Genomic DNA, 20,482 nt, shown 5'->3' on the forward strand with positions numbered 1-20,482 from the left:
GAGCGGCGGCCCGGCACATGGACGGCCAGTGGTACGACGCGGATGCGGGCCCGCTCGTCCGCCCGTACGCCATGACCGGAGGGCGTACGAAACCGGGACCCCACGGGGTCCGCTTCGACCTGATCGCCCTGGTCGTGGTGGACCCGGATGCGGCCGGCGCGGGGGACGAGGCGCTGCTCGGCCCGGAACACCGGGCCCTGCTCGGGCTCTGCCGCGCCGAGACCCAGTCGGTCGCGGAACTCGCCGCCGACGCGGACCTCCCGGTGGGGGTGGTGCGGGTGCTCCTGGGCGACCTGCTGGAGGCGGGGCACGTGAGGGTCAGCCGCCCGGTGCCGCCGGCCCAGCTGCCGGACGAACGGATTCTGCGGGAAGTCATCGAGGGATTGCGAGCGCTGTGATGGGACTGCACGACGACGGCACGGCAGGAACCGGAGGTTCCGGCGCCGGCTCCGGCGCCGATTCCGCAACCGATTCCGCAACCGAGGAGGAACTGGCCGCGCTCGCCCTGAAGATCCTCGTGGCCGGCGGGTTCGGGGTCGGCAAGACCACGCTCGTCGGCGCGGTCAGCGAGATCAGGCCGCTGCGCACGGAGGAACTGCTGAGCGAAGCGGGGGAACTGGTCGACGACACGGGCGGGGTGGGCCAGAAGACCACGACCACCGTGGCCATGGACTTCGGGCGGATCACCATCCGGGCGGGCCTGTCGCTGTACCTGTTCGGGACGCCGGGCCAGGACCGGTTCTGGTTCCTGTGGGACGAACTCTCCCAGGGCGCGCTGGGGGCGGTCGTCCTCGCCGACACCCGGCGGCTGGAGGACTGCTTTCCGGCGGTGGACTACTTCGAGCACCGGCGGATCCCCTTCGTGGTGGCCGTCAACTGCTTCAGCGGCGCCCGCCGTTACGGGGCGAACGAGGTGTCCCGGGCGCTGGACCTGGACCAGGGGACGCCGGTGGTGCTGTGCGACGCGCGGGACAAGGACTCGGGGAAGGAAGTGCTCATCCGGCTGGTGGAGTACGCCGGGCGGGTGCACACCGCCCGGCTGCTCGACGCGGTGGGTCCGTAGGCCGCACGGGCCGGAATCCGCCCCTTGACGGTGTTCCCGCCGGTGCCGAAAACGAAGGAATCACTGTCGGGAACGAACCAGATGGGAGCGATGTGCGGGCTTCCGTCCGCCCCGCGCGCGGACGGCTTTTGGTGCGGCTGGAGTGCGGGACGAAGGCCCGCCATTCCTCTTGAGTCATCTTCTGTGCCATGGGTCCATCCTCCTTGCCGGAAAGCCCCTGGTGGGGAAGGCTTGCGCCACGACCAAGCGGGGTGGGGCGCGGCCGCGTCGGCCGGGTCAACGGGGAGGGGCTGGAAATGGCACTGGACAAGCAGCTGGACTGGTTGCTGGACGATCTGACGCGCAGGGTCCAGCAGGTCCGGCACGCGGTGGTCCTGTCGAACGACGGGCTGGTGACGGCGGCGAGCGCGGGGCTGGCGCGGGAGGACGCGGAGCACCTGGCGGCCGTCGCGGCGGGGTTGCAGAGCCTGGCGAAGGGCTCCGGGCGGCACTTCCGGGCGGGCGAGGTGCGCCAGACGATGGTCGAGTACGACGAGGGCTTCCTCTTCGTCGTGGCCGCCGGCTCCGGCAGTTGCCTGTGCGCGCTGAGCGCCGCCGAGGCCGACATCGTGCAGGTGGCGTACGAGATGACGCTGCTGGTCAACCGGGTCGGGGAGCACCTGGGCGTCGCGGAGCGGCGGATCACCGGGGGCTGACCGCCGGGCCGGCGCGGGAGTTATCCACAGGCCTGGCGCGCTGTCGTCACGCCCGGTTACGGTCTTCACACAGAGTGATCGCCACTCGTGGGGGAGGACTGTGATGAAGGTGGAAATCCTGGAGCGTGCGTCCGTCGATACGGATCCGCGCGTGGGTGTACGGGCGGACGCGCGGGATGCCGTACGGGCTGACGTGCGGGCGCAGGCGCTGCTCGGCGGGGTCCGCGCGGCCGGAGAACTGGGCCTGAGCCGCAGCGAGTTGGCCCGGGCCGTCCAGCTGGGGCTGGTGCGCCAGGGCCCCCGGGCCGCGAGCGGCGCCGCCCGCTTCGCCCGGGCCGAGCTGGACCGGGTCAAGGCGGCGGACGGCTTCCCGCAGGAGTTGCGCGCCCGGGTCGAGGCCGTGGCCGGTACCGACGCGGGGGCGCGGGTGCTGGGGGTCGGGCCGAGCCGGTTCACCCGGCTCGCGCGCTGCGGGCACCTCACGCCCGTCGGCTACCGGATCAACCGCTACCGGGCCGTCGTCTGGCTGTATCTGGCCGCGGAGCTAAGGGAGTTCGCCGCCCGGGAGCCGGGGATGCTGAGCGGGGTCGCGCTCCCGCCGGACCGGGAGCTGATGGCGGCCGGGGCGGACCTGCGCCCGCGCAGGTGGCGGGGGCGGCATGTGGGGCTGCTGCTGAGACGGACCGCCGACCCCTGGGAGCGGGCTGCCGTACTGGCCTCCGTACTGCCCGAGGCGCAGGTGCGGGAGGCCGTGCCCGACCCGGCGGAGCGGATCGTGCTCGCCGCCCTCGCACCGCCCCCGCCCTACGGCCACCCACAGGTACCGGCGGCCGCGGCGGTGGCCCACCGGCTGCTGCTGGCGGAGCCGCCGGAGGAGGTCCACTGGTACCGCGCCAGCCTGGACTTCGCCCTGACCGGCGCGCGGGGTCAGTCGAACTCGACGGAGGAGAGGGGGCCGACGTAGACCCAGGCCCCGCCCTCGCGGGAGAAGGCGCTGTGCTCGCGCAGCGAGCCGGTGTGGCCGCCCTCGCGGTAGTGGGCGCGGAACTCCACCGAGCCCTCCGTCTCGAACATCCCGCCGCGCTCGGTGGCGAGGATCTCCAGCCGCTCCCAGCGCTGGTCCGGATCCAGGTCGAGCCGGCCCGGACGGGTCGATGAGTGCCAGGAGCGGAGCAGGTAGGCGGTGTCGCCGACCGCGAAGGCGCTGAAGCGGGAACGCATCAGCAGCTCGGCGGTGGGCGCCTGCTGGGAGCCGGAGTGGAAGCGGCCGCAGCAGGCGGGGTAGGCGGCGGGCAGCCCGCAGGGGCAGGGGAGGGCCGGGGTGGGCATCGGTGCGATCAGCTCTTCGGTGAGGAGGTCGGGTACTGCCGGGACTGCCAGGACTGTCAGGACTGCCGGGACTACTGCGGCGACACGGCCGGCCTGGCCGACTCGGCCGGGTAGGGGCGGAAGAGGCCCTCCTGGACCACGGAGACCAGCAGCCTGCCCTCGACGTCGTAGATGCGGCCACGGGCCAGACCGCGGCCGCCGTGCGCGATGGGCGACTCCTGGTCGTAGAGGAACCACTCGTCCGCCCGGAACGGCCGGTGGAACCACATGGCGTGGTCCAGCGAGGCCATGTCGAAACCGCGCATGCCCCACAGCGGTTCCACGGGGATGCGCACGGCGTCGAGGAGGGTCATGTCACTGGCGTAGGTGAGGGCGCAGGTGTGTACGAGGGGGTCGTCGCCCAGGGGGCCGACCGCCCGCATCCACACCGCGCTGCGCGGATCGGCGTCCTTGAGGTCCTCAGGGGTCCAGCGGAGCCGGTCCACGTACCGGATGTCGAAGGGCTGGCGGCGGGCCATCCGCTCCAGCGCCTCCGGCAGCGCGCCCAGGTGCTCGCGGATCTCGTCCGCGACCTTCGGGAGCGTGTCCGGGTGGGGGAAGTCGAGGCGGGGAGGCAGCTGGTGCTCGATGCTGCCCTCCTCCGGGTGATGGAAGGAGGCGGTCAGGTTGAAGATGGTCTTGCCCTGCTGGACGGCGGTGACCCGGCGCGTGGTGAAGGAGCGCCCGTCGCGCACCCGCTCCACCTGGTACACGATCGGCACCCCGGGGACGCCGGGGCGCAGGAAGTACGAATGCAGGGAGTGGACCGGGCGGTCGCTCTCCACGGTGCGGCCGGCGGCCACCAGCGCCTGGCCGGCGACCTGCCCGCCGAACACGCGCTGGAGGGACTCCTGGGGGCTGGCCCCCCGGAAGATGTTGACCTCGATCTGCTCCAGGTCGAGCAGGTCGACGAGTCTCTCGGCGGGGTTCGTCATCAGAGGTTCTCCACTGTCGGGTCCGGCGGGCCGGGCGGGGCCGCCCGGTGCGGTGGCTTGCGGATTCCGGTCAGAGCGCGCCGAGCTCGCCGACCGAGGTGACCCGGAGGACGGCCCGGCCCTCCTCGTCGGACGCGGCGAGGTCGACCTCGGCGCTGATGCCCCAGCCATGGTCCCCGTTGGGGTCGGCGAAGGTCTGGCGGACGCGCCACAGGCCGTGCGCCGGGTCCTCCTCGATCTGGAGGAGCTTGGGGCCGCGCGCGTCCGGACCGGTGCCGAGGTCGTCGTACTCGTCCCAGTACCCGTCCATGGCCTCGCCCCAGGCGTCGGCGTCCCAGCCGGACTCGGCGTCCAGCTCGCCCAGGACGTTGACGTGGTCCAGGGCCGCCAGCTCCACCCTGCGGAACATCGCGTTGCGGACCAGCACGCGGAAGGCGCGGGAGTTGGCCGTGACCGGCTTGACCTGGTCGGCCTTCTCCTGGGCCTGCTCCGCCGTCTCCACCTCCGGGTTCGCCAGCTGCTCCCACTCGTCGAGGAGGCTGGAGTCGACCTGGCGGACCAGCTCGCCCAGCCAGGCGATGAGGTCCTCGAGGTCCTCCGACTTCAGGTCGTCGGGGATGGTGTGGTCCAGCGCCTTGAACGCGCTCGCCAGGTAGCGCAGCACGATGCCCTCGGTACGGGCCAGCTCGTAGAAGGAGGTGAACTCGGTGAAGGTCATCGCGCGCTCGTACATGTCGCGGATGATCGACTTCGGGGAGACCGGGTGGTCCCGGACCCACGGGTGGCTCTTGCTGTAGACCTCGTAGGCGTGGACCAGCAGTTCCTCGAGGGGCTTGGGATAGGTGACGTCCTGGAGCCGCTCCATCCGCTCCTCGTACTCGATCCCGTCGGCCTTCATCGCGCCGACCGCGATGCCCCGCTCCTTGTTCTGCTGGGCCGCCAGGATCTGGCGCGGGTCGTCCAGCGTGGACTCCACGACCGAGACCATGTCCAGCGCGTAGGACGGGGATTCCGGGTCCAGCAGGTCGAAGGCGGCCAGCGCGAAGGTGGACAGCGGCTGGTTCAGCGCGAAGTCCTGCTGGAGGTCGACGGTGAGCCGGATGGTGCGGCCTTCGGCGTCCGGGGTGTCGAGCTTCTCGACGACGCCGCCGTCCAGCAGCGAGCGGTAGATCGCGATGGCCCGGCGGATGTGGCGCAGCTGGGCCTTGCGCGGCTCGTGGTTGTCCTCCAGGAGGTGGCGCATCGCCTTGAAGGCGTCGCCGGGCCGGGCGATCACCGAGAGCAGCATGATGTTGGTGACCTTGAAGCGCGAGGTCAGCGGCTCCGGGTCGGCGGCGATCAGCTTCTCGAAGGTGGTGTCCGACCAGGCCACGAACCCTTCGGGGGCCTTCTTGCGGACCACCTTGCGGCGCTTCTTCGGGTCGTCGCCGGCCTTCGCGAGGGCCTTCTCGTTCTCGATGACGTGCTCGGGCGCCTGCGCGACCACGAAGCCCGCCGTGTCGAATCCGGCCCGGCCGGCCCGGCCGGCGATCTGGTGGAACTCCCGGGCGCGCAGCGTGCGGACGCGGTTGCCGTCGTACTTGGTGAGCGCGGTGAACAGCACCGTGCGGATGGGGACGTTGACGCCGACGCCCAGGGTGTCGGTGCCGCAGATGACCTTCAGCAGACCGGCCTGGGCCAGCTTCTCGACGAGCCGGCGGTACTTGGGCAGCATGCCCGCGTGGTGCACGCCGATGCCGTGGCGGACGTAGCGGGAGAGGTTCTGGCCGAACTTCGTGGTGAAACGGAAGTTGCCGATCAGCTCCGCGATCTTGTCCTTCTCCTCGCGGGTGCACATGTTGATGCTCATCAGCGACTGCGCCCGCTCGACCGCCTGGGCCTGGGTGAAGTGCACGATGTAGACCGGGGCCTGCCGGGTCTCCAGCAGCTCGGTGATGGTGTCGGTGATCGGCGTGGTCACGTACTCGTACGAGAGCGGGACGGGCCGGGTCGCGGAGCGGACCACCGAGGTCGGGCGGCCCGTGCGGCGGGTCAGGTCCTCCTCGAACCGCTTCACGTCGCCGAGGGTCGCCGACATCAGGACGAACTGCGCCTGGGGCAGCTCCAGCAGCGGGATCTGCCAGGCCCAGCCGCGGTCCGGCTCCGCGTAGAAGTGGAACTCGTCCATCACGACCTGGCCGATGTCGGCGTACTTGCCGTCGCGCAGGGCGATCGAGGCCAGTACCTCGGCGGTGCAGCAGATCACCGGGGCGTCGGCGTTCACGGAGGCGTCGCCGGTCAGCATGCCGACGTTCTCGGTGCCGAAGAGCTTGCACAGGTCGAAGAACTTCTCCGACACCAGCGCCTTGATCGGCGCGGTGTAGAAGGTGACCTTGTCCTGGGCCAGCGCGGTGAAGTGCGCGCCGGCCGCGACGAGGCTCTTCCCGGAGCCGGTCGGGGTCGACAGGACCACGTTCGCGCCCGAGACCACCTCGATCAGCGCCTCTTCCTGCGCCGGGTACAGGGTGATGCCCTGGCCCTCCGCCCACGAGGAAAAGGCCTCGAAGAGGGCGTCGGGGTCGGCGGTCGGCGGGAGCTGATCAATGAGGGTCACGCCCCCCATCTTGCCTGGCTTCCCGCCGGAAGAGGGAACCGGCGGAGGGAAGGAAGATCATCGCAGGTACGCTGGGCCGTCGCGGCGGCCCGACCGAATCCCTCGACGGGGCCCCACCACGACAGGACCGGGGCGGGAAACGAGCATGATGGGTCCGGCGCACTCACTGTCCGGGGCGGCGGCCTGGCTGGGGGTGGGCGCCGCGACGGCGGCAGCCGGACATCCGATGCCCTGGCCCGTACTGGTCGTCGGCGCCCTCATCTGCGCCGGAGCGGCCCTCGCCCCCGACCTCGACCACAAGTCGGCGACGATCTCGCGCGCCTTCGGACCCCTGTCCCGGGGCCTGTGCGAGGTGGTCGACAAGATCTCCTACTCCGTCTACAAGGCGACCCGCTCCCCGCGCGACGCCCGCCGCACCGGGGGCCACCGCACCCTGACCCATACCTGGCTCTGGGCGGTCCTGATCGGCGCCGGGTCCTCCGCGCTCGCGGCCACCGCCGACCGCTGGGGCGTGCTGGCGCTGCTCTTCGTGCACCTGGTGCTGGCCGTGGAAGGCCTGCTGTGGCGGGCGGCCCGGATGTCCAGCGACGTCCTGGTCTGGCTGCTCGGCGCGACCAGCGCCTGGACCCTGGCCGGGGTGCTGGACCAGCCGGGCAACGGCGCGGACTGGCTGTTCACCGGCCCGGGCCAGGAGTACCTCTGGCTCGGCCTGCCGATCATGCTCGGCGCGCTCGTCCACGACATCGGCGACGCGCTGACCGTCTCCGGCTGCCCGGTCCTGTGGCCCCTGCCCATCGGCGGGAAGCGCTGGTACCCGATCGGCCCGCCGAAGGCGATGCGCTTCCGCGCCGGCAGCTGGGTGGAGCTCAAGGTGCTCATGCCGGTGTTCATGCTCCTCGGCGGCATGGGCGGCGCCTCGGCCCTCGGCTTCATCTGAGACTCGTCTGCTCACCCCCTGTCCGGCAAGCAAACCGTCCGTCAGAGTGCTCGACTCCCTGCCGGGCAACGCCTTTGACTACTGCGGCATTCCGGGGACAGGGCGCAAAGAGCGCCGCTAAAGTTCGCGGCATGGACGTTGACACGGCGAGGCGCGTCATACGTGAGCAGGACAGGGTGGCGCGGTACCGGTTGCGGCCGCTTCTGGACGAACAGGGAAGACGCTGTGATGCGGTCGCAGCTGGCCTTGAGCCGTGGCTGGGCAAGGCGTGGAAGTGGAGCCGGGGGCAGGGGAGCCTCTTGGAGCCGCGCGGATTTATCAGGCCCGAAGCGTATACCGCTCTCCGTGAAGCCCAGGCACTGTTGGACAGGAGGGGCCGCACACGTTCCGAACCTCTGTGGCGGGACCTGGAAAACGCTGTCGGTTGTCTCGACTATCACCCTCCTGCTCTCTGGATTATTGAAAACGACCACGGAGATTTTTACAAAACAGTTTCGACATACACCAGCCACCATACGAAGGATACGGTCGACCGGGCCGTGGCGGCGCTCATAGGAAACATCAGAAAGCTCGCCACGGCATTCAGGGAAGATAATCCGACATGCCTTATCGAACTGCCGGATGAGATTCATCCGCCCCGGCACGCGGTCTTCACGAAAGGCACTCTCGCGCGGCTCTTCGTCGAGGATCTCAGCGCCTGGATCGAGAACTGCAAGGAGATAGAAGCAGCCGTTGCCACCGCGACTGCCGTTTCACCCGTCATCCTGGAGTGGCGCGACAGCACCTCCCAATTTCTGGGGCGCCACCTGGGCGTGAAGCTCGGGTTCGATTCCCTTATGAAATCCGCCCCAGCGTGCGGCAGTCCCCTGATCGCCGATGCACATGCCCTGGGGCGAGCCTATTTGGCTCTAGGTTTGGCCTATCTGGAAGAGGTGCGAGGACGTATGCCTGATTATGCAGAGGCATCCGGGCAGGCAGCTCCGGAACCGCGGGTTTCGCTGACTTTCAGCGGCGGGAACTACTATGGCGGGCAGTTCGCCGCCCAGATCGCCAACATCCACTCGTCCGTTGCCGGTGTTCACCAGGACGGCGGCGCCGGCATAGCCGATGCGCTGACAGCGCTGGGGCAAGCGGTGTTGGCCCAGGAGAATCTTGACGACGATCAGCGCCGGGACCTGCTCGACAATGTCGAGTATCTCGCTGGGGCCGCAGGGGAACCCCCGGAGCAGAGGAACCGAGGAATGATCAGATCTGCTCTCAACGCACTGAACGCAGCAGCCGCCGCCGGTACCGGACTGGGCACAGCGATGGAGGCATGGAGCGGAGTGCTACAGCGGCTCGTGCCCTGACAGTGGAAGGGTGGGACGGATCACGGAACCCTTACGCGCCCCGGCCCGGCGGGTCAGCCGTGCCAGGAACGCCACAGGGCCGCGTACGCCCCGCCCGCCGCCACCAGTTCCTCGTGCGAGCCGAGCTCGCTGATCCGCCCGGCCTCGACCACCGCGATCACGTCCGCGTCGTGCGCGGTGTGCAGCCGGTGGGCGATCGCGATCACCGTACGGCCGTCCAGCACCCGCGCCAGCGAACGCTCCAGATGCCGGGCCGCCCGCGGATCCAGCAGCGAGGTCGCCTCGTCCAGCACCAGCGTGTGCGGATCCGCCAGCACCAGCCGGGCCAGCGCGACCTGCTGCGCCTGCGCCGGGGTCAGCGCGCTCCCGCCCGAACCGACCTCGGTGTCCAGCCCCGCCTCCAGGGCCCGCGCCCAGCCGTCCGCGTCCACCGCGCCCAGCGCCGCCCACAGCTCGGCGTCCGCCGCGCCCGTCCGGGCCAGGCGCAGATTGTCCCGCAGGGTGCCGACGAACACGTGGTGCTCCTGGTTGACCAGCGCCACGTGCTCGCGCACCCGCTCCGCGGGCATCCGCGACAGCCGCGCCCCGCCGAGGGTGACCTCGCCAGTCCGGGGCGCGTAGACGCCCGCCAGCAGCCGGCCCAGCGTGGACTTGCCCGCCCCCGAAGGCCCCACCAGCGCCATCCGGGTGCCCGGCGGCACGGACATCGACACCCGGTGCAGGACGTCCACGCCCTCCCGGTAGCCGAAGTGGACCTCCTGCGCCCGTACGTCCCGGCCCTGCGGTACGACCGCCCGGTCACCCGCGTCCGGCTCGATCTCCCGCACGCCCACCAGCCGGGCCAGCGACACCTGGGCGATCTGCAGCTCGTCGTACCAGCGCAGGATCAGGCCGAGCGGGTCGACCATCATCTGCGCCAGCAGCGCCCCCGTGGTCAGCTGCCCCACCGACATCCAGCCCCGCAGCACGCAGTAGCCGCCGATCATCAGCACCGAGCCGAGGATCGTCACATAGGTGACGTTGACGACCGGGAACAGGACCGTCCGCAGGAAGAGCGTGTACCGCTCCCAGGCCGTCCACTCCTTGATCCGCCGCTCCGACAGCTCGATCCGGCGCCCGCCCAGCCGGTGCGCCTCGATCGTGCGCCCCGCGTCCACCGTCTCCGTCAGCACCGCCGCGACCGCCGCGTACCCGGCCGCCTCCGAGCGGTACGCCGCGGGCGCCCGCCGGAAGTACCAGCGGCAGCCCACGACCAGCACTGGCAGTGCCACCAGAGCGGCCAGCGCCAGCGGCGGCGCGGTGACCGCGAGCGCGCCGTAGAGCAGCCCCGCCCAGACCACGCCGATGGCCAGCTGCGGCACGGCCTCGCGCATCGCGTTGGCCAGCCGGTCGATGTCGGTGGTGATCCGCGACAGCAGGTCACCGGTACCGGCCCGCTCCAGGACACCCGGCGGCAGGCCGACCGAGCGCACCAGGAAGTCCTCGCGCAGGTCCGCCAGCATCTCCTCGCCGAGCATCGCCCCGCGCAGCCGCACCAGCCGCACGAAGAAGGTCTGCACGGCCAGAGCCAGCGCGAACAGCAGCGCCACACGCCCCAGATGCAGCTCGCGCGCCCCCGCAGCGAGCTCGTCCACGACCCGCCCCAGCAGGTACGGGCCGACCATGGAGGCGACCACCGCGACCGCGTTGACCGCCACCAGCACCACGAAGGCCCGCCGGTGGCGCCGCAACAGGCCGCGCACATAGCCCCGTACGGTCGCCGCCGTGCCCACGGGCAGGGTCGCGGCCGTTTCGGGGGCCGCCGGATCGTATTGAGGCGGAGCCACGCCGATCATGCGGATTCCTCGATCCCTGTGAGTTCCTCTGCCGGTCCGGCCGGGCCGAGCCCGGCCGCCCGCTGTTCCTCGTCCGTCTCCCGGGTGACGACCGCCCGGTAGCGCGGGTCGCCCTGCAGCAGTTCCCGATGGGTGCCCGCCGCCAGCGCCCGGCCCTCATGGACCAGGACGACCCGGTCCGCGCGGTCCAGCAGCAGCGGCGACGAGGCCAGCACCACCGTCGTGCGCCCGGCCCGCAGGCCCGCGATCCCCTCGGCGATCCGCGCCTCGGTGTGCGAGTCCACCGCCGAGGTCGGCTCGTCCAGCACCAGCACCTCCGGATCGGTGACCAGGGACCTGGCCAGCGCGAGCCGCTGCCGCTGCCCGCCCGACAGGGACCGGCCGCGCTCGGTGATCCGCGCGTCCATCGCGTCCCCCACCCCCTCCGGCGCCGACTGCACCAGCGCGTCCAGGACGTCACCGCACTGCGCCGCGGCCAGCGCGGCCCCGGCCGTCACCGACCCCGAGGCTGGTACGTCGAACAGCTCGCGCAGCGTCCCGGACAACAGCACCGGATCCTTGTCCTGTACGAGGACCAGCGCACGCGCCGTGTCCAGCGCGAGTTCGTCCAGCGCCACCCCGCCGAGCAGTACCGGGGGCGCCCCGTCGCCGGTGTGTACGGGATGCCCGCCCAGCCGCTCCGCGAGCCGGCCCGCCAGGTCCGGGTCCCCGCACACCACCGCCGTGAACCGCCCGGCCGGGGCCAGCAGCCCCGTGCCGGGGTCGTACAGGTCCCCGCCCGGCGCCGGAGCGTCCACCGCCCCGGCGACGGGGCCGGCCGCCCCGTCCTCCGTACGCGTCAGCGACAGCACCCGGGCCGCCCGCTTGGCGGAGGGCCGCGAGAAGGAGTACGCCATCGCGATCTCCTCGAAGTGCCGCAGCGGGTAGAGCATCGTGGCCACCGCGCTGAAGGCCGCGACGAGTTCACCGACCGCCAGCCGCCCGTCCAGCACCAGCAGCGAGCCGTACCAGACCACCGTGACCAGCAGGGCGCCCGGCAGCAGCACCTGGATCGCGGAGATCAGGGCCCACATGCGGGCGCTGCGCACGGCGGCCTTGCGGACCTCCTGCGAGGCCTCGCGGTAGCGGCCCAGGAACAGCTCCTCGCCGCCGATCCCGCGCAGGACCCGCAGGCCCGCCACGGTGTCGGAGGCCAGCTCGGTGGCCTTGCCCGCCTTCTCGCGCTGGAGGTCCGCGCGGCGCGTGGCACGCGGCAGCAGCGGCAGTACCGACAGGGCGAGCACCGGCACGCCCGCGGCGACGACCACGCCGATGGAGGGCGCGTAGAAGAGCAGGCCCACACAGATGGCGACGACCGAGAAGGCGGCGGCGAGGAAACGGGAGACCGCCTCGACGAACCATCCGATCTTCTCCACGTCGCCCGTGGACACCGCCGTCACTTCACCCGCCGCGACCCGGCGGGTCAGCGCGGAGCCCAGTTCGGCGGTCTTGCGGGCGAGCAGCTGCTGCACCCGCGCGGCGGCGGTGATCCAGTTGGTGACGGCGGTGCGGTGGAGCATGGCGTCACCTGCCGAGATGGCCGCGCCGACCAGCAGGAGCAGCCCGCCGACCAGCAGCAGCCGGGTCCCGTCGCGGTCCACGACGGCTCCGACGCCCAGGCCGACCGCGTACGGCAGCCCGGCGACCCCGCAGAAGTGCAGGAGGCCCCAGGCCAGGCTCCTGGCCTGGCCGCCGAGCTGTCCCCTCCCCAGCCACCACAGGAACCGGGGGCCGGAGCGGGCGTCGGGCACCCCGGGATCCGGATACGGAAGATCGCTGATCTGCATGACGCCCCATGACTGGTCGACGGCTTCAACCCACGCAAGGTTCGTCTTCCGGACGGGGCCGGGCAATCGATTTTCCGGCCCGGGGGCGCACGCCCGGCCCGTGTTCCGGCGCACGCGCCGCAGCACGCCCGCCGCGCGGCGGCGCGTACGCCCGGGCGCCCGGGGGCGCTCAGGGGCGCGTCGCGCGTTCCAGTTCGAGCAGCGCCGAGTAGTAGCTGCGCCCGGTGGCCCGGTCCATTCCCACCTCGCACATCCGGTTGGCGGACAGGTGTGCGTCGAACTGTCGTGCCGTCACCTCCGCGGCCTCCCGCGCGGTCGCCGAGGCCGTCAGCTCCGGGTGCAGCATCCCGCGGTCGCCCGCGAAGGCGCAGCAGCCCGCGTCGTCCGGGACCACCACCTCCGCGGCGCAGGCCTCGGCCACCGTGCGCAGCTGCGCCTCGTCGTCCAGGTGCCGCATCGAGCAGGTCGGGTGCAGGACCGCCGAGCCGACGGTGCGCCGGATCTCCAGGTGCGGCAGCAGTTCCTCCGCCGCCCAGACGACGGAGTCCACGATCCGCAGCTCCGCGTGCAGGGCGCGGTTGTCCTCGGTCAGGTACGGGACCACCTCGTGCGCGATGCCCAGGGTGCAGGAGGACGCGTCGACCACCAGCGGGAGCCGCCCTCCGGCCGTCCAGCCCCAGGCGGCCGCGACGATCCGGTTGGCCATCAGCCGGGCGCCGGCCTCGTAGCCCTTGGAGTGCCAGATCGTCGCGCAGCAGGTGCCGCTCACGTCGCGCGGGATCCACACCGGCTTCCCGGCCCGCTCCGACACGGCCACCACGGCCTCCGGCAGGGAGGGCCCGGGACGGCCCCCGGGACCGCCGAAGATCCGGTTGACACAGGCCGGGTAGTACACGGCGGCCGCGCCCACCCGCCGGGTCACGGGCAGTCTGCGCGCGGCGGCCCCCGGGATCTGCGGCAGCCATTCCGGCACCAGGTCGGGGCGTACGGCCTTGCGCGCGGCCCCCGTGACGGCGGTCAGCACCCGGTCCCCGACCGCGTGCGTGATCTTCTCGGAGGCGGCCACGGCCAGCCGGGCACCGGCCTCGACGGTACGGAACCGCCGGGCGGCCAGTTCGGCGGCCCGCTCCTCGCGGGGGCTGTGCCGGCGGTGGCGGAAGTCCTTCATCAGTGCGCCGGTGTCGATGCCGACCGGGCAGGCGAGCTTGCAGGTGGAGTCGCCCGCGCAGGTGTCGACGGCGTCGTAGCCGTAGGCGTCGAGCAGCCCGGCGAGCACGGGGGAGCCCGGCTGCTGGCGCATCATCTCGCGGCGCAGCACGATCCGCTGGCGCGGAGTGGTCGTCAGGTCCTCGCTGGGGCAGGTCGGTTCGCAGAACCCGCACTCGATGCAGGGATCGGCCACCTCCTCCACCTGCGGGATCGTCTTCAGGCCGCGCAGATGGGCCCGCGGATCGCGGTCGAGGAGGATCCGCGGGGCGAGGACCGAGTCCGGGTCGACGATCCGCTTGGTCCGCCACATGAGTTCGGTGGCCTTGGCCCCCCACTCCAGTTCCAGGAAGGGGGCCATGTTGCGGCCCGTGGAGTGCTCGGCCTTCAGGGAGCCGTCGAAGCGTTCTACCGTCAGGTGGCAGAAGTCGTCCATGAAGGCCGCGTACCGGGCGACGTCGGCCGGCTTCGCGGCGTCGAAGGCGAGCAGGAAGTGCAGGTTGCCGTGGGCCGCGTGCCCGGCGACGGCCGCGTCGAAGCCGTGCTCCGCCTGGAGGGCGAGGAGGGCCTCGCAGGCCTCGGCCAGCCGGGACGGAGGTACGGCGAAGTCCTCGGTGATCAGGGTGGTGCCCGACGGGCGGGCCCCGCCTACGGCGGCGACGAAGGCCTTGCGCGCCTTCCAGTAGCCGGCGATGGTCCCCGGGTCGGAGGTGAAGGCGTTGGTCACGGAGGCGACCGGCGCGACCAGCTCCAGTCCGGCCAGCACCGCGGCCGCGCGGCGCTCGTACTCGGCGCGGCCCGCCGCGTCCGGAGCGCGGAACTCCACGAGCAGCGCGGCGGTGTCCTTGGGCAGCTCCGCCCAGTCGGCGGGCACGCCCGCGACCCTGACCGAGGCGCGCAGGGTGTTGCCGTCCATCAGCTCGACGGCGAGGGCGCCGGCCCCGTTGAAGAGCGGGACGGCGGCGGCCGCGGCCGGCAGGGAGGGGAAGAAGAGCAGGGCGCTGGTGAGCTCGCGGTCCAGGGGGAGGGTGTCGAAGACGACCTCGGAGATGAAGCCGAGGGTGCCCTCGGAGCCGACCATCAGGCCGCGCAGGATCTCGACGGGGGTGGTGCCGTCCAGGTAGGCGTCGAGCCGGTAGCCGGTGGTGTTCTTGATCTCGTACTTGGCGCGGATCCGGGCGACGAGGGCCGGGTCGGCCTCGATCTCCCCCTTGACCTCCATCAGCCCGTGGCACAGGGCCGGTTCGGCGCGGGCCAGTTCCTCGTCGGCGAGCGGGTCGGCGGTGTCGACGACGGTGCCGGTCGGCAGGACCAGGGTGAGCGAGGAGAGGGTGCGGTACGAGTTCCTCGTGGTCCCGGCGGTCATGCCGGAGGAGTTGTTCGCGACGACCCCGCCCAGGGTGCAGGCGATGGCGCTGGCCGGGTCGGGCCCCAGGATCCGGCCGTGCCGGGCGAGGGCGGCATTGGCCCGGAACACGGTGGTGCCGGGCTGGATCCGGGCGCGGCGGCCGCCCTCGAGGACCTCGATCCCGGCCCAGTGGCGGCGTACGTCGACCAGGATGTCCTCGCCCTGGGCCTGGCCGTTCAGCGAGGTGCCGGCGGCGCGGAAGACCACCTCGCGCTGCCTGCCGTGGGCGTACGAGAGGACCGCGGAGATGTCGTCGATGTCCTCGGCGATCACCACGACCTGCGGCACGAACCGGTACGGGGAGGCGTCGGTGGCGTAGCGGACCAGGTCGGAGACCTTCCACAGCACCTTCTCGGCACCGAGCAGCTCGGTCAGCTCGGCGCGCAGGGCCGGCGGGGTTCCGGCGGCCAGCCGGTCGGGGACCCGGTCGGGGGCGGGGGCGCCCAGGCCGCGCGGGCGCAGGGCCCCCGGCTTCGGTTCGAGCAGCGGCATGAGCAGCCCCTTGCCTTGTGTCTCGCGTCCGGCTCGCGTCCGGCTCGCGTCCGGCACGGCGCCGGCACCGGCGGCGGCCTACGCCCCGGCCGCTCCGTCCGTCTCAGCAGCGGCGCTCCGCGGGGGCGTCCGCCAACGCGTTCAGCAGGCCGCCGAGCACCTCGCGCTGTCCGGCGGTCAATGGAGCCAGGATCTCCTCTGCGGCGTCGGTTCGCGCGTTGCGCAGACGGCGCAGCGTGGCGCGACCGGTTTCGGTGAGCTCGATCCGGATGACGCGCCGGTTCGCGGGGTCGGGCGCGCGGCGTACGCAGTCGGCCGCCTCCAGCCCGTCCACGAGGGTGGTCACGGCGCGCGGTACGACCTCAAGGCGCGTGGCCAGATCGGCCATTCGGGGCGGCTGGTCCCCGCCGTAGTGCGAGACCAGGCGCAGCAGCCGGCCCTGGGCGGGGGTGATCCCGAGGGGTTCCATGTGGCGCTTCTGGATGCGGTGGAGCCGACGCGTCAGGCGCAGCAGCTGCTCGGCCAGGACGCCGTCGGTGGAATCGCGGGTGTCGGTCTCGGAACCGGTGCTCATACTGGGAACAGTACCAGGACCGAATTCATTGTGAGTGTAGGTAACAATGAGCTATGCTCATCGGAGTCCCCTCAGAAGGAGGCCCATGCGCCACGACGAACCGAAGTGGACCCCATCGAACGAAGCCCTCGACCCCACCCGCCCGGCCCCGGCGGACCGCCCCCGCGAGCTGCGCCGCATCATCGGCCTGTTCCGCCCCTACCGCGGCCGGCTCACCGTGGTCGGAGCGCTGGTCGGCGCGTCCTCGCTGGTCGGCGTGGCCTCGCCGTTCCTGCTGCGCGAGATCCTGGACGTCGCGATCCCCGAAGGTCGGACCGGGCTGCTCAGCCTGCTCGCGCTCGGCATGATCCTCACGGCGGTCGTGACCAGCGTGTTCGGCGTGCTCCAGACGCTGATCTCCACCACGGTCGGCCAGCGCGTCATGCACGACCTGCGCACCGCCGTCTACGCCCAGCTCCAGCGGATGCCGCTGGCCTTCTTCACCCGCACCCGCACCGGCGAGGTGCAGTCCCGCATAGCCAACGACATCGGCGGAATGCAGGCCACGGTCACCTCGACCGCGACCTCGCTGGTGTCGAACCTGACCGCCGTGATCGCCTCCGTCGTCGCGATGCTCGCGCTCGACTGGCGGCTGACCGTCGTCTCCCTCCTGCTGCTGCCCCTGTTCGTGTGGATCAGCCGGCGGGTGGGCCGCGAGCGCAAGAAGATCACCATGCAGCGGCAGAAGCAGATGGCCGCCATGGCCGCGACGGTCACCGAGTCCCTCTCGGTGAGCGGCATCCTGCTCGGCCGCACCATGGGCCGCTCGCAGTCCCTCACCGCCGCCTTCTCCGAGGAGTCCGAGAAGCTCGTCGGCCTCGAAGTGCGCTCCAGCATGGCCGGGCGCTGGCGGATGTCCACCATCGGCATCGTCATGGCCGCCATGCCCGCGCTCATCTACTGGGCCGCGGGCATCGCCCTGCAGAGCGGAGCCCCCTCGCTCTCCGTCGGCACCCTCGTCGCCTTCGTCACCCTCCAGCAGGGCCTGTTCCGGCCCGCCGTGAGCCTGCTGTCGACCGGTGTGCAGATCCAGACCTCGCTCGCACTGTTCGCCCGGATCTTCGAGTACCTCGACCTGCCGGTGGACATCACCGAGCGGGACGAGCCCGTCCGGCTGGACCGCGCGAGGGGCGAGATCCGGCTGGAGGACGTGCACTTCGCGTACGAGGCCAAGACCGGCCCCACCCTCACCGGCATCGACATCACCGTCCCGGCCGGCGGCTCCCTCGCCGTGGTCGGCCCGACCGGCTCCGGCAAGAGCACGCTCAGCTACCTGGTGCCGCGGCTCTACGACGTGACCGGCGGACGGGTCGCCCTCGACGGGGTGGACGTGCGCGACCTCGACTTCGACTCGCTGGCCCGTTCCATAGGCGTGGTCTCCCAGGAGACCTACCTCTTCCACGCCTCGGTCGCCGACAACCTGCGCTTCGCCAAGCCGGACGCCACCGACGAGGAGATCGTCGAGGCGGCCCGGGCGGCGCAGATCCACGACCACATCGACTCCCTGCCCGACGGCTACGACACCCTGGTGGGCGAGCGCGGCTACCGCTTCTCCGGTGGCGAGAAGCAGCGCCTGGCCATCGCGCGCACCATCCTCCGGGACCCGCCGGTGCTCATCCTCGACGAGGCCACCAGCGCCCTCGACACCCGTACCGAGCACGCCGTGCAGCGGGCCATCGACAACCTCTCGAAGGGCCGCACCACCATCACCATCGCCCACCGCCTCTCCACCATCCGGGACGCCGACCAGATCGTGGTCCTGGACGCCGGCCGGATAGCCGAGCGCGGGACGCACGAGGAACTGCTGGGGGCGGGCGGCCGGTACGCCGCGCTGGTCCGCCGGGACCGGGATGCCGCGCAGCCGCACGGCAAGGAGCGGGGCGGCTCCGACCGGGGGCCCGCGGGGGAGCCCGTACCGACTCCGGTGAACGTGTGATCGTACGACTTAAGCGGGGTGTGATGCCGGGAAGGTCCCGGTTCGGGAGTTAACGTGCCCGCATGCCTGATGAGTCCCAGCCGTACCAGCCGCCACCGCGCCGCTCCCGGCTCACCCGTCGAGGCCGCGTGGTGCTCCTCTTCGGCGCGCTCCTGGGGATCGGCCTCGCGACGGTGGTGATCGAACCACTGCTGCCCGGCGAGGAAGTGCCAGAGAAACCGCGCCGGTTGCTGATTCCCGAAGGCTGGCGGGCCCACCAGGTCTACGCTGCCGTCGACCGCGAACTCAAACTCCCCGCCGGCGCCACCAAGTCGGCCGTCGCCACGGCCGCGCTGGACCTCCCCGCAGAGGCCAAGGGCAACCCGGAGGGCTACCTCTTCCCGGCGACGTACCCGGTGACCTCGAAGTCCACCCCGGCGACCCTGCTCGCCTCCATGGTGCGGACGGCGAACCAGAAGCTCGCCACCAGAGCGGTGGCCGACGGGGGCAAGGCGCACGGGATGACCCCGTACCAGACGGCCACCCTCGCCAGCGTCATCGAGGCGGAGGCCGACACCCCGGCGGACATGGGCAAGGTCGCACGGGTGGTCCACAACCGGCTGGCGAAGTCGATGCCGCTCCAGATGGACTCCACCATCAACTACGCGCTGAACCGCAACACCCTGGACACCAAGCTCAGCGACACCCGCATCGACCACCCCTTCAACACCTACGAGCGCCAGGGCCTGCCGCCCACACCCATCGACAGCCCCGGCCTCCAGGCCATGGCCGCCGCGGTCGCGCCGACACCCGGCGACTGGCTGTTCTTCGTCACCGTGAAGCCCGGCGACACCCGCTTCTCGGCGAGCTACGAGGAGCACAAGAAGCACGTGGCGGAGTTCAACCGGCTGCGTGCCGCCTCCGGCTCACCGGCCCGCGCCCAGGCCGCACCCCCGCCCGCCCAGCCCGGACCACCCCCTGCGCAGGCCGGACCCCCGGGGAAGGGCCCCGCCGTGAAATGAGGAGGCGCCACCGCCGCGCCCCGCCCGCCGGGGGCTGAGCCCGCCTCGCCGGCCGGGCTGCCGCCCGCCCCGCCCGCCGCCCGCCGCGAGTCGCCGGGCGCCGCCGCGCGTCAGGCCCGTACCGCCGGGACCCGGGCCAGCAGGCGGCGGATCTCACGCACCGCGCCGCCGCCCGCCCGGTTGGCGCCGATGGTCGAGGCCGACGGGCCGTAGCCGACCAGGTGGACCCGCTCGTCGCGCACCGCCCTGGTGCCCTCCAGCCGGATCCCGCCGCCCGGCTCGCGCAGCCGCAGCGGAGCCAGGTGGTCGACGGCGGCCCGGAAGCCGGTGGCCCACAGGATCACGTCGGCGTCCACGCTGCGCCCGTCCGCCCACGCGACACCGGACGGGGTGATCCGGTCGAAGACGGGCAGCCGGTCCAGCACCCCGGAGTCCAGCCCCGCCCGGACGGCCTCGGTCAGGGCCAGCCCGGTCACGCTGACCACGCTCTGCGGGGGCAGTCCCCGCCGGACCCGCTCCTCCACCAGGCCCACCGCCGCCCGGCCCTCCGCCTCCCCGAAACCCCCTTCGCGGAACACGGGCGGCCTGCGCGTGACCCAGGTGGTCCCCGCCGCCACCTGGGCGATCTCCAGCAGGTGCTGCACCGCCGACGTGCCGCCGCCCACCACGACCACCCGCGCCCCGGCGAACTCCTGCGGCCCGGGGTAGTTCGCGGTGTGCAGCTGGCGCCCCCGGAACAGCTCCTGCCCCGGGTAGCGCGGCCAGAACGGCCGGTCCCAGGTCCCGGTGGCGTTGATCAGCGCCCGCGCGGACCAGCTGCCGGACGCCGACTCCACGAGAAGGCGACCGCCCGCCCCCTCGCGTACCGCGGTGACGTCCACGGGACGGCGTACACGAAGGCCGAAGCGCTCCTCGTAGGCCGCGAAGTACTCCCCGACCACCTCGGACGACGGCCGCAGCGGGTCGGCTCCGACCAGCTCCATGCCGGGCAGCGCGTGCATCCCGTGCACCCTGCCGTAGGTCAGCGAGGGCCAGCGGTACTGCCAGGCCCCGCCGGGGCGGGGCGCATGGTCCAGAACCACGTGCCCGATCCCCGCCCGGGCCAGGTGGTACGCGCTGGACAGGCCCGCCTGCCCGGCGCCGGCGACCACCACGTCCACGTCCGCCGCGTCCCTCAGCATTTCGTTCACGGTTCTACTAACTCGCGGGGGTCGCGGGATCTTCC

16 protein-coding genes and 1 pseudogene are annotated in these 20,482 nt (G+C 72.4%); 8 read left to right on the forward strand and 9 right to left on the reverse strand.

The genetic code is table 11. The annotated features are described in order from the left end of the window. Positions 1–17 precede the first annotated feature (17 nt). A complete protein-coding gene (locus OOK34_RS25410; RefSeq protein WP_267036165.1) occupies positions 18–398 on the forward strand; it encodes a DUF742 domain-containing protein in 381 nt (126 codons plus the stop codon). After that, positions 398–1,063 (forward strand): ATP/GTP-binding protein, encoded by a 666-nt coding sequence (locus OOK34_RS25415; protein ID WP_267036166.1) that lies wholly within the window; start codon positions 398–400, stop codon positions 1,061–1,063. The genes OOK34_RS25410 and OOK34_RS25415 overlap by 1 nt, the downstream gene beginning before the upstream one ends. 5 nt (positions 1,064–1,068) lie before the next feature. Here OOK34_RS25415 and OOK34_RS25420 read toward each other — a convergent pair. Continuing rightward, positions 1,069–1,253: pseudogene (locus tag OOK34_RS25420) on the reverse strand (PPOX class F420-dependent enzyme); the annotation flags it as partial. A 106-nt stretch (positions 1,254–1,359) separates the two neighbouring features. Between OOK34_RS25420 and OOK34_RS25425 the strand changes: the two are divergent. Further along, positions 1,360–1,758 carry a roadblock/LC7 domain-containing protein gene (locus tag OOK34_RS25425; RefSeq protein WP_042800536.1) on the forward strand — a complete coding sequence of 133 codons (399 nt, stop codon included), beginning with the start codon at positions 1,360–1,362 and terminating at the stop codon, positions 1,756–1,758. A 103-nt stretch (positions 1,759–1,861) separates the two neighbouring features. Continuing rightward, on the forward strand, positions 1,862–2,722 hold the full coding sequence (locus OOK34_RS25430; RefSeq protein ID WP_267036167.1) for a DUF6397 family protein: 861 nt from the start codon (positions 1,862–1,864) through the stop codon (positions 2,720–2,722). Here OOK34_RS25430 and OOK34_RS25435 read toward each other — a convergent pair. The 3 genes from OOK34_RS25435 to OOK34_RS25445 form a co-directional block, all read right to left on the reverse strand. After that, complete coding sequence (locus OOK34_RS25435) at positions 2,686–3,087, reverse strand: YchJ family protein (protein WP_267036168.1); 402 nt, start codon at positions 3,085–3,087, stop codon at positions 2,686–2,688. The genes OOK34_RS25430 and OOK34_RS25435 overlap by 37 nt on opposite strands. A 71-nt stretch (positions 3,088–3,158) precedes the next feature. After that, the gene (locus OOK34_RS25440; RefSeq protein WP_267036169.1) at positions 3,159–4,061 is read right to left on the reverse strand and encodes an acyl-CoA thioesterase II; all 903 of its coding nucleotides are present in this window, start codon (positions 4,059–4,061) and stop codon (positions 3,159–3,161) included. A gap of 70 nt (positions 4,062–4,131) precedes the next feature. Continuing rightward, positions 4,132–6,654 carry a DUF3516 domain-containing protein gene (locus OOK34_RS25445; protein ID WP_323183457.1) on the reverse strand — a complete coding sequence of 841 codons (2,523 nt, stop codon included), beginning with the start codon at positions 6,652–6,654 and terminating at the stop codon, positions 4,132–4,134. A 145-nt stretch (positions 6,655–6,799) separates the two neighbouring features. Between OOK34_RS25445 and OOK34_RS25450 the strand changes: the two genes are divergently transcribed. Both OOK34_RS25450 and OOK34_RS25455 read left to right on the forward strand, forming a co-directional pair. Continuing rightward, a complete protein-coding gene (locus tag OOK34_RS25450; protein ID WP_267036171.1) occupies positions 6,800–7,591 on the forward strand; it encodes a metal-dependent hydrolase in 792 nt (263 codons plus the stop codon). 131 nt (positions 7,592–7,722) lie between these two features. Beyond that, a complete protein-coding gene (locus OOK34_RS25455; RefSeq protein WP_267036172.1) occupies positions 7,723–8,940 on the forward strand; it encodes a hypothetical protein in 1,218 nt (405 codons plus the stop codon). Positions 8,941–8,993: 53 nt separating this feature from the next. Here the strand turns inward: OOK34_RS25455 and OOK34_RS25460 are convergent, their stop codons facing one another. From OOK34_RS25460 to OOK34_RS25475, 4 genes are all read right to left on the reverse strand, one after another. Continuing rightward, a complete protein-coding gene (locus OOK34_RS25460; RefSeq protein WP_267036173.1) occupies positions 8,994–10,775 on the reverse strand; it encodes an ABC transporter ATP-binding protein in 1,782 nt (593 codons plus the stop codon). Continuing rightward, positions 10,772–12,601: an ABC transporter ATP-binding protein gene (locus OOK34_RS25465; protein ID WP_267036174.1), complete on the reverse strand. Its 1,830-nt coding sequence runs from the start codon at positions 12,599–12,601 to the stop codon at positions 10,772–10,774. Before OOK34_RS25465 ends, OOK34_RS25460 begins: the two co-directional genes overlap by 4 nt. Before the next feature lie 169 nt (positions 12,602–12,770). Continuing rightward, on the reverse strand, positions 12,771–15,707 hold the full coding sequence (locus OOK34_RS25470; protein ID WP_267036175.1) for an FAD-binding and (Fe-S)-binding domain-containing protein: 2,937 nt from the start codon (positions 15,705–15,707) through the stop codon (positions 12,771–12,773). Positions 15,708–15,810: 103 nt separating this feature from the next. After that, a complete protein-coding gene (locus OOK34_RS25475) occupies positions 15,811–16,281 on the reverse strand; it encodes a MarR family winged helix-turn-helix transcriptional regulator (RefSeq protein WP_267036176.1) in 471 nt (156 codons plus the stop codon). Between the two features lie 85 nt (positions 16,282–16,366). On the opposite strand from OOK34_RS25475, the gene OOK34_RS25480 reads away from it, so the two are divergent. Further along, positions 16,367–18,256 carry an ABC transporter ATP-binding protein gene (locus OOK34_RS25480; RefSeq protein ID WP_267036177.1) on the forward strand — a complete coding sequence of 630 codons (1,890 nt, stop codon included), beginning with the start codon at positions 16,367–16,369 and terminating at the stop codon, positions 18,254–18,256. 62 nt (positions 18,257–18,318) lie between these two features. Continuing rightward, entirely contained in the window at positions 18,319–19,257 is a 939-nt protein-coding gene (mltG, locus tag OOK34_RS25485; protein WP_267036178.1) for an endolytic transglycosylase MltG, read from the forward strand. Between the two features lie 110 nt (positions 19,258–19,367). Here the strand turns inward: mltG and OOK34_RS25490 are convergent, their stop codons facing one another. Beyond that, a complete protein-coding gene (locus tag OOK34_RS25490; protein ID WP_267036179.1) occupies positions 19,368–20,447 on the reverse strand; it encodes an NAD(P)-binding domain-containing protein in 1,080 nt (359 codons plus the stop codon). Positions 20,448–20,482: the final 35 nt, after the last annotated feature.

It is taken from the genome of Streptomyces sp. NBC_00091, from assembly GCF_026343185.1.
Lineage (GTDB): Bacteria > Actinomycetota > Actinomycetes > Streptomycetales > Streptomycetaceae > Streptomyces.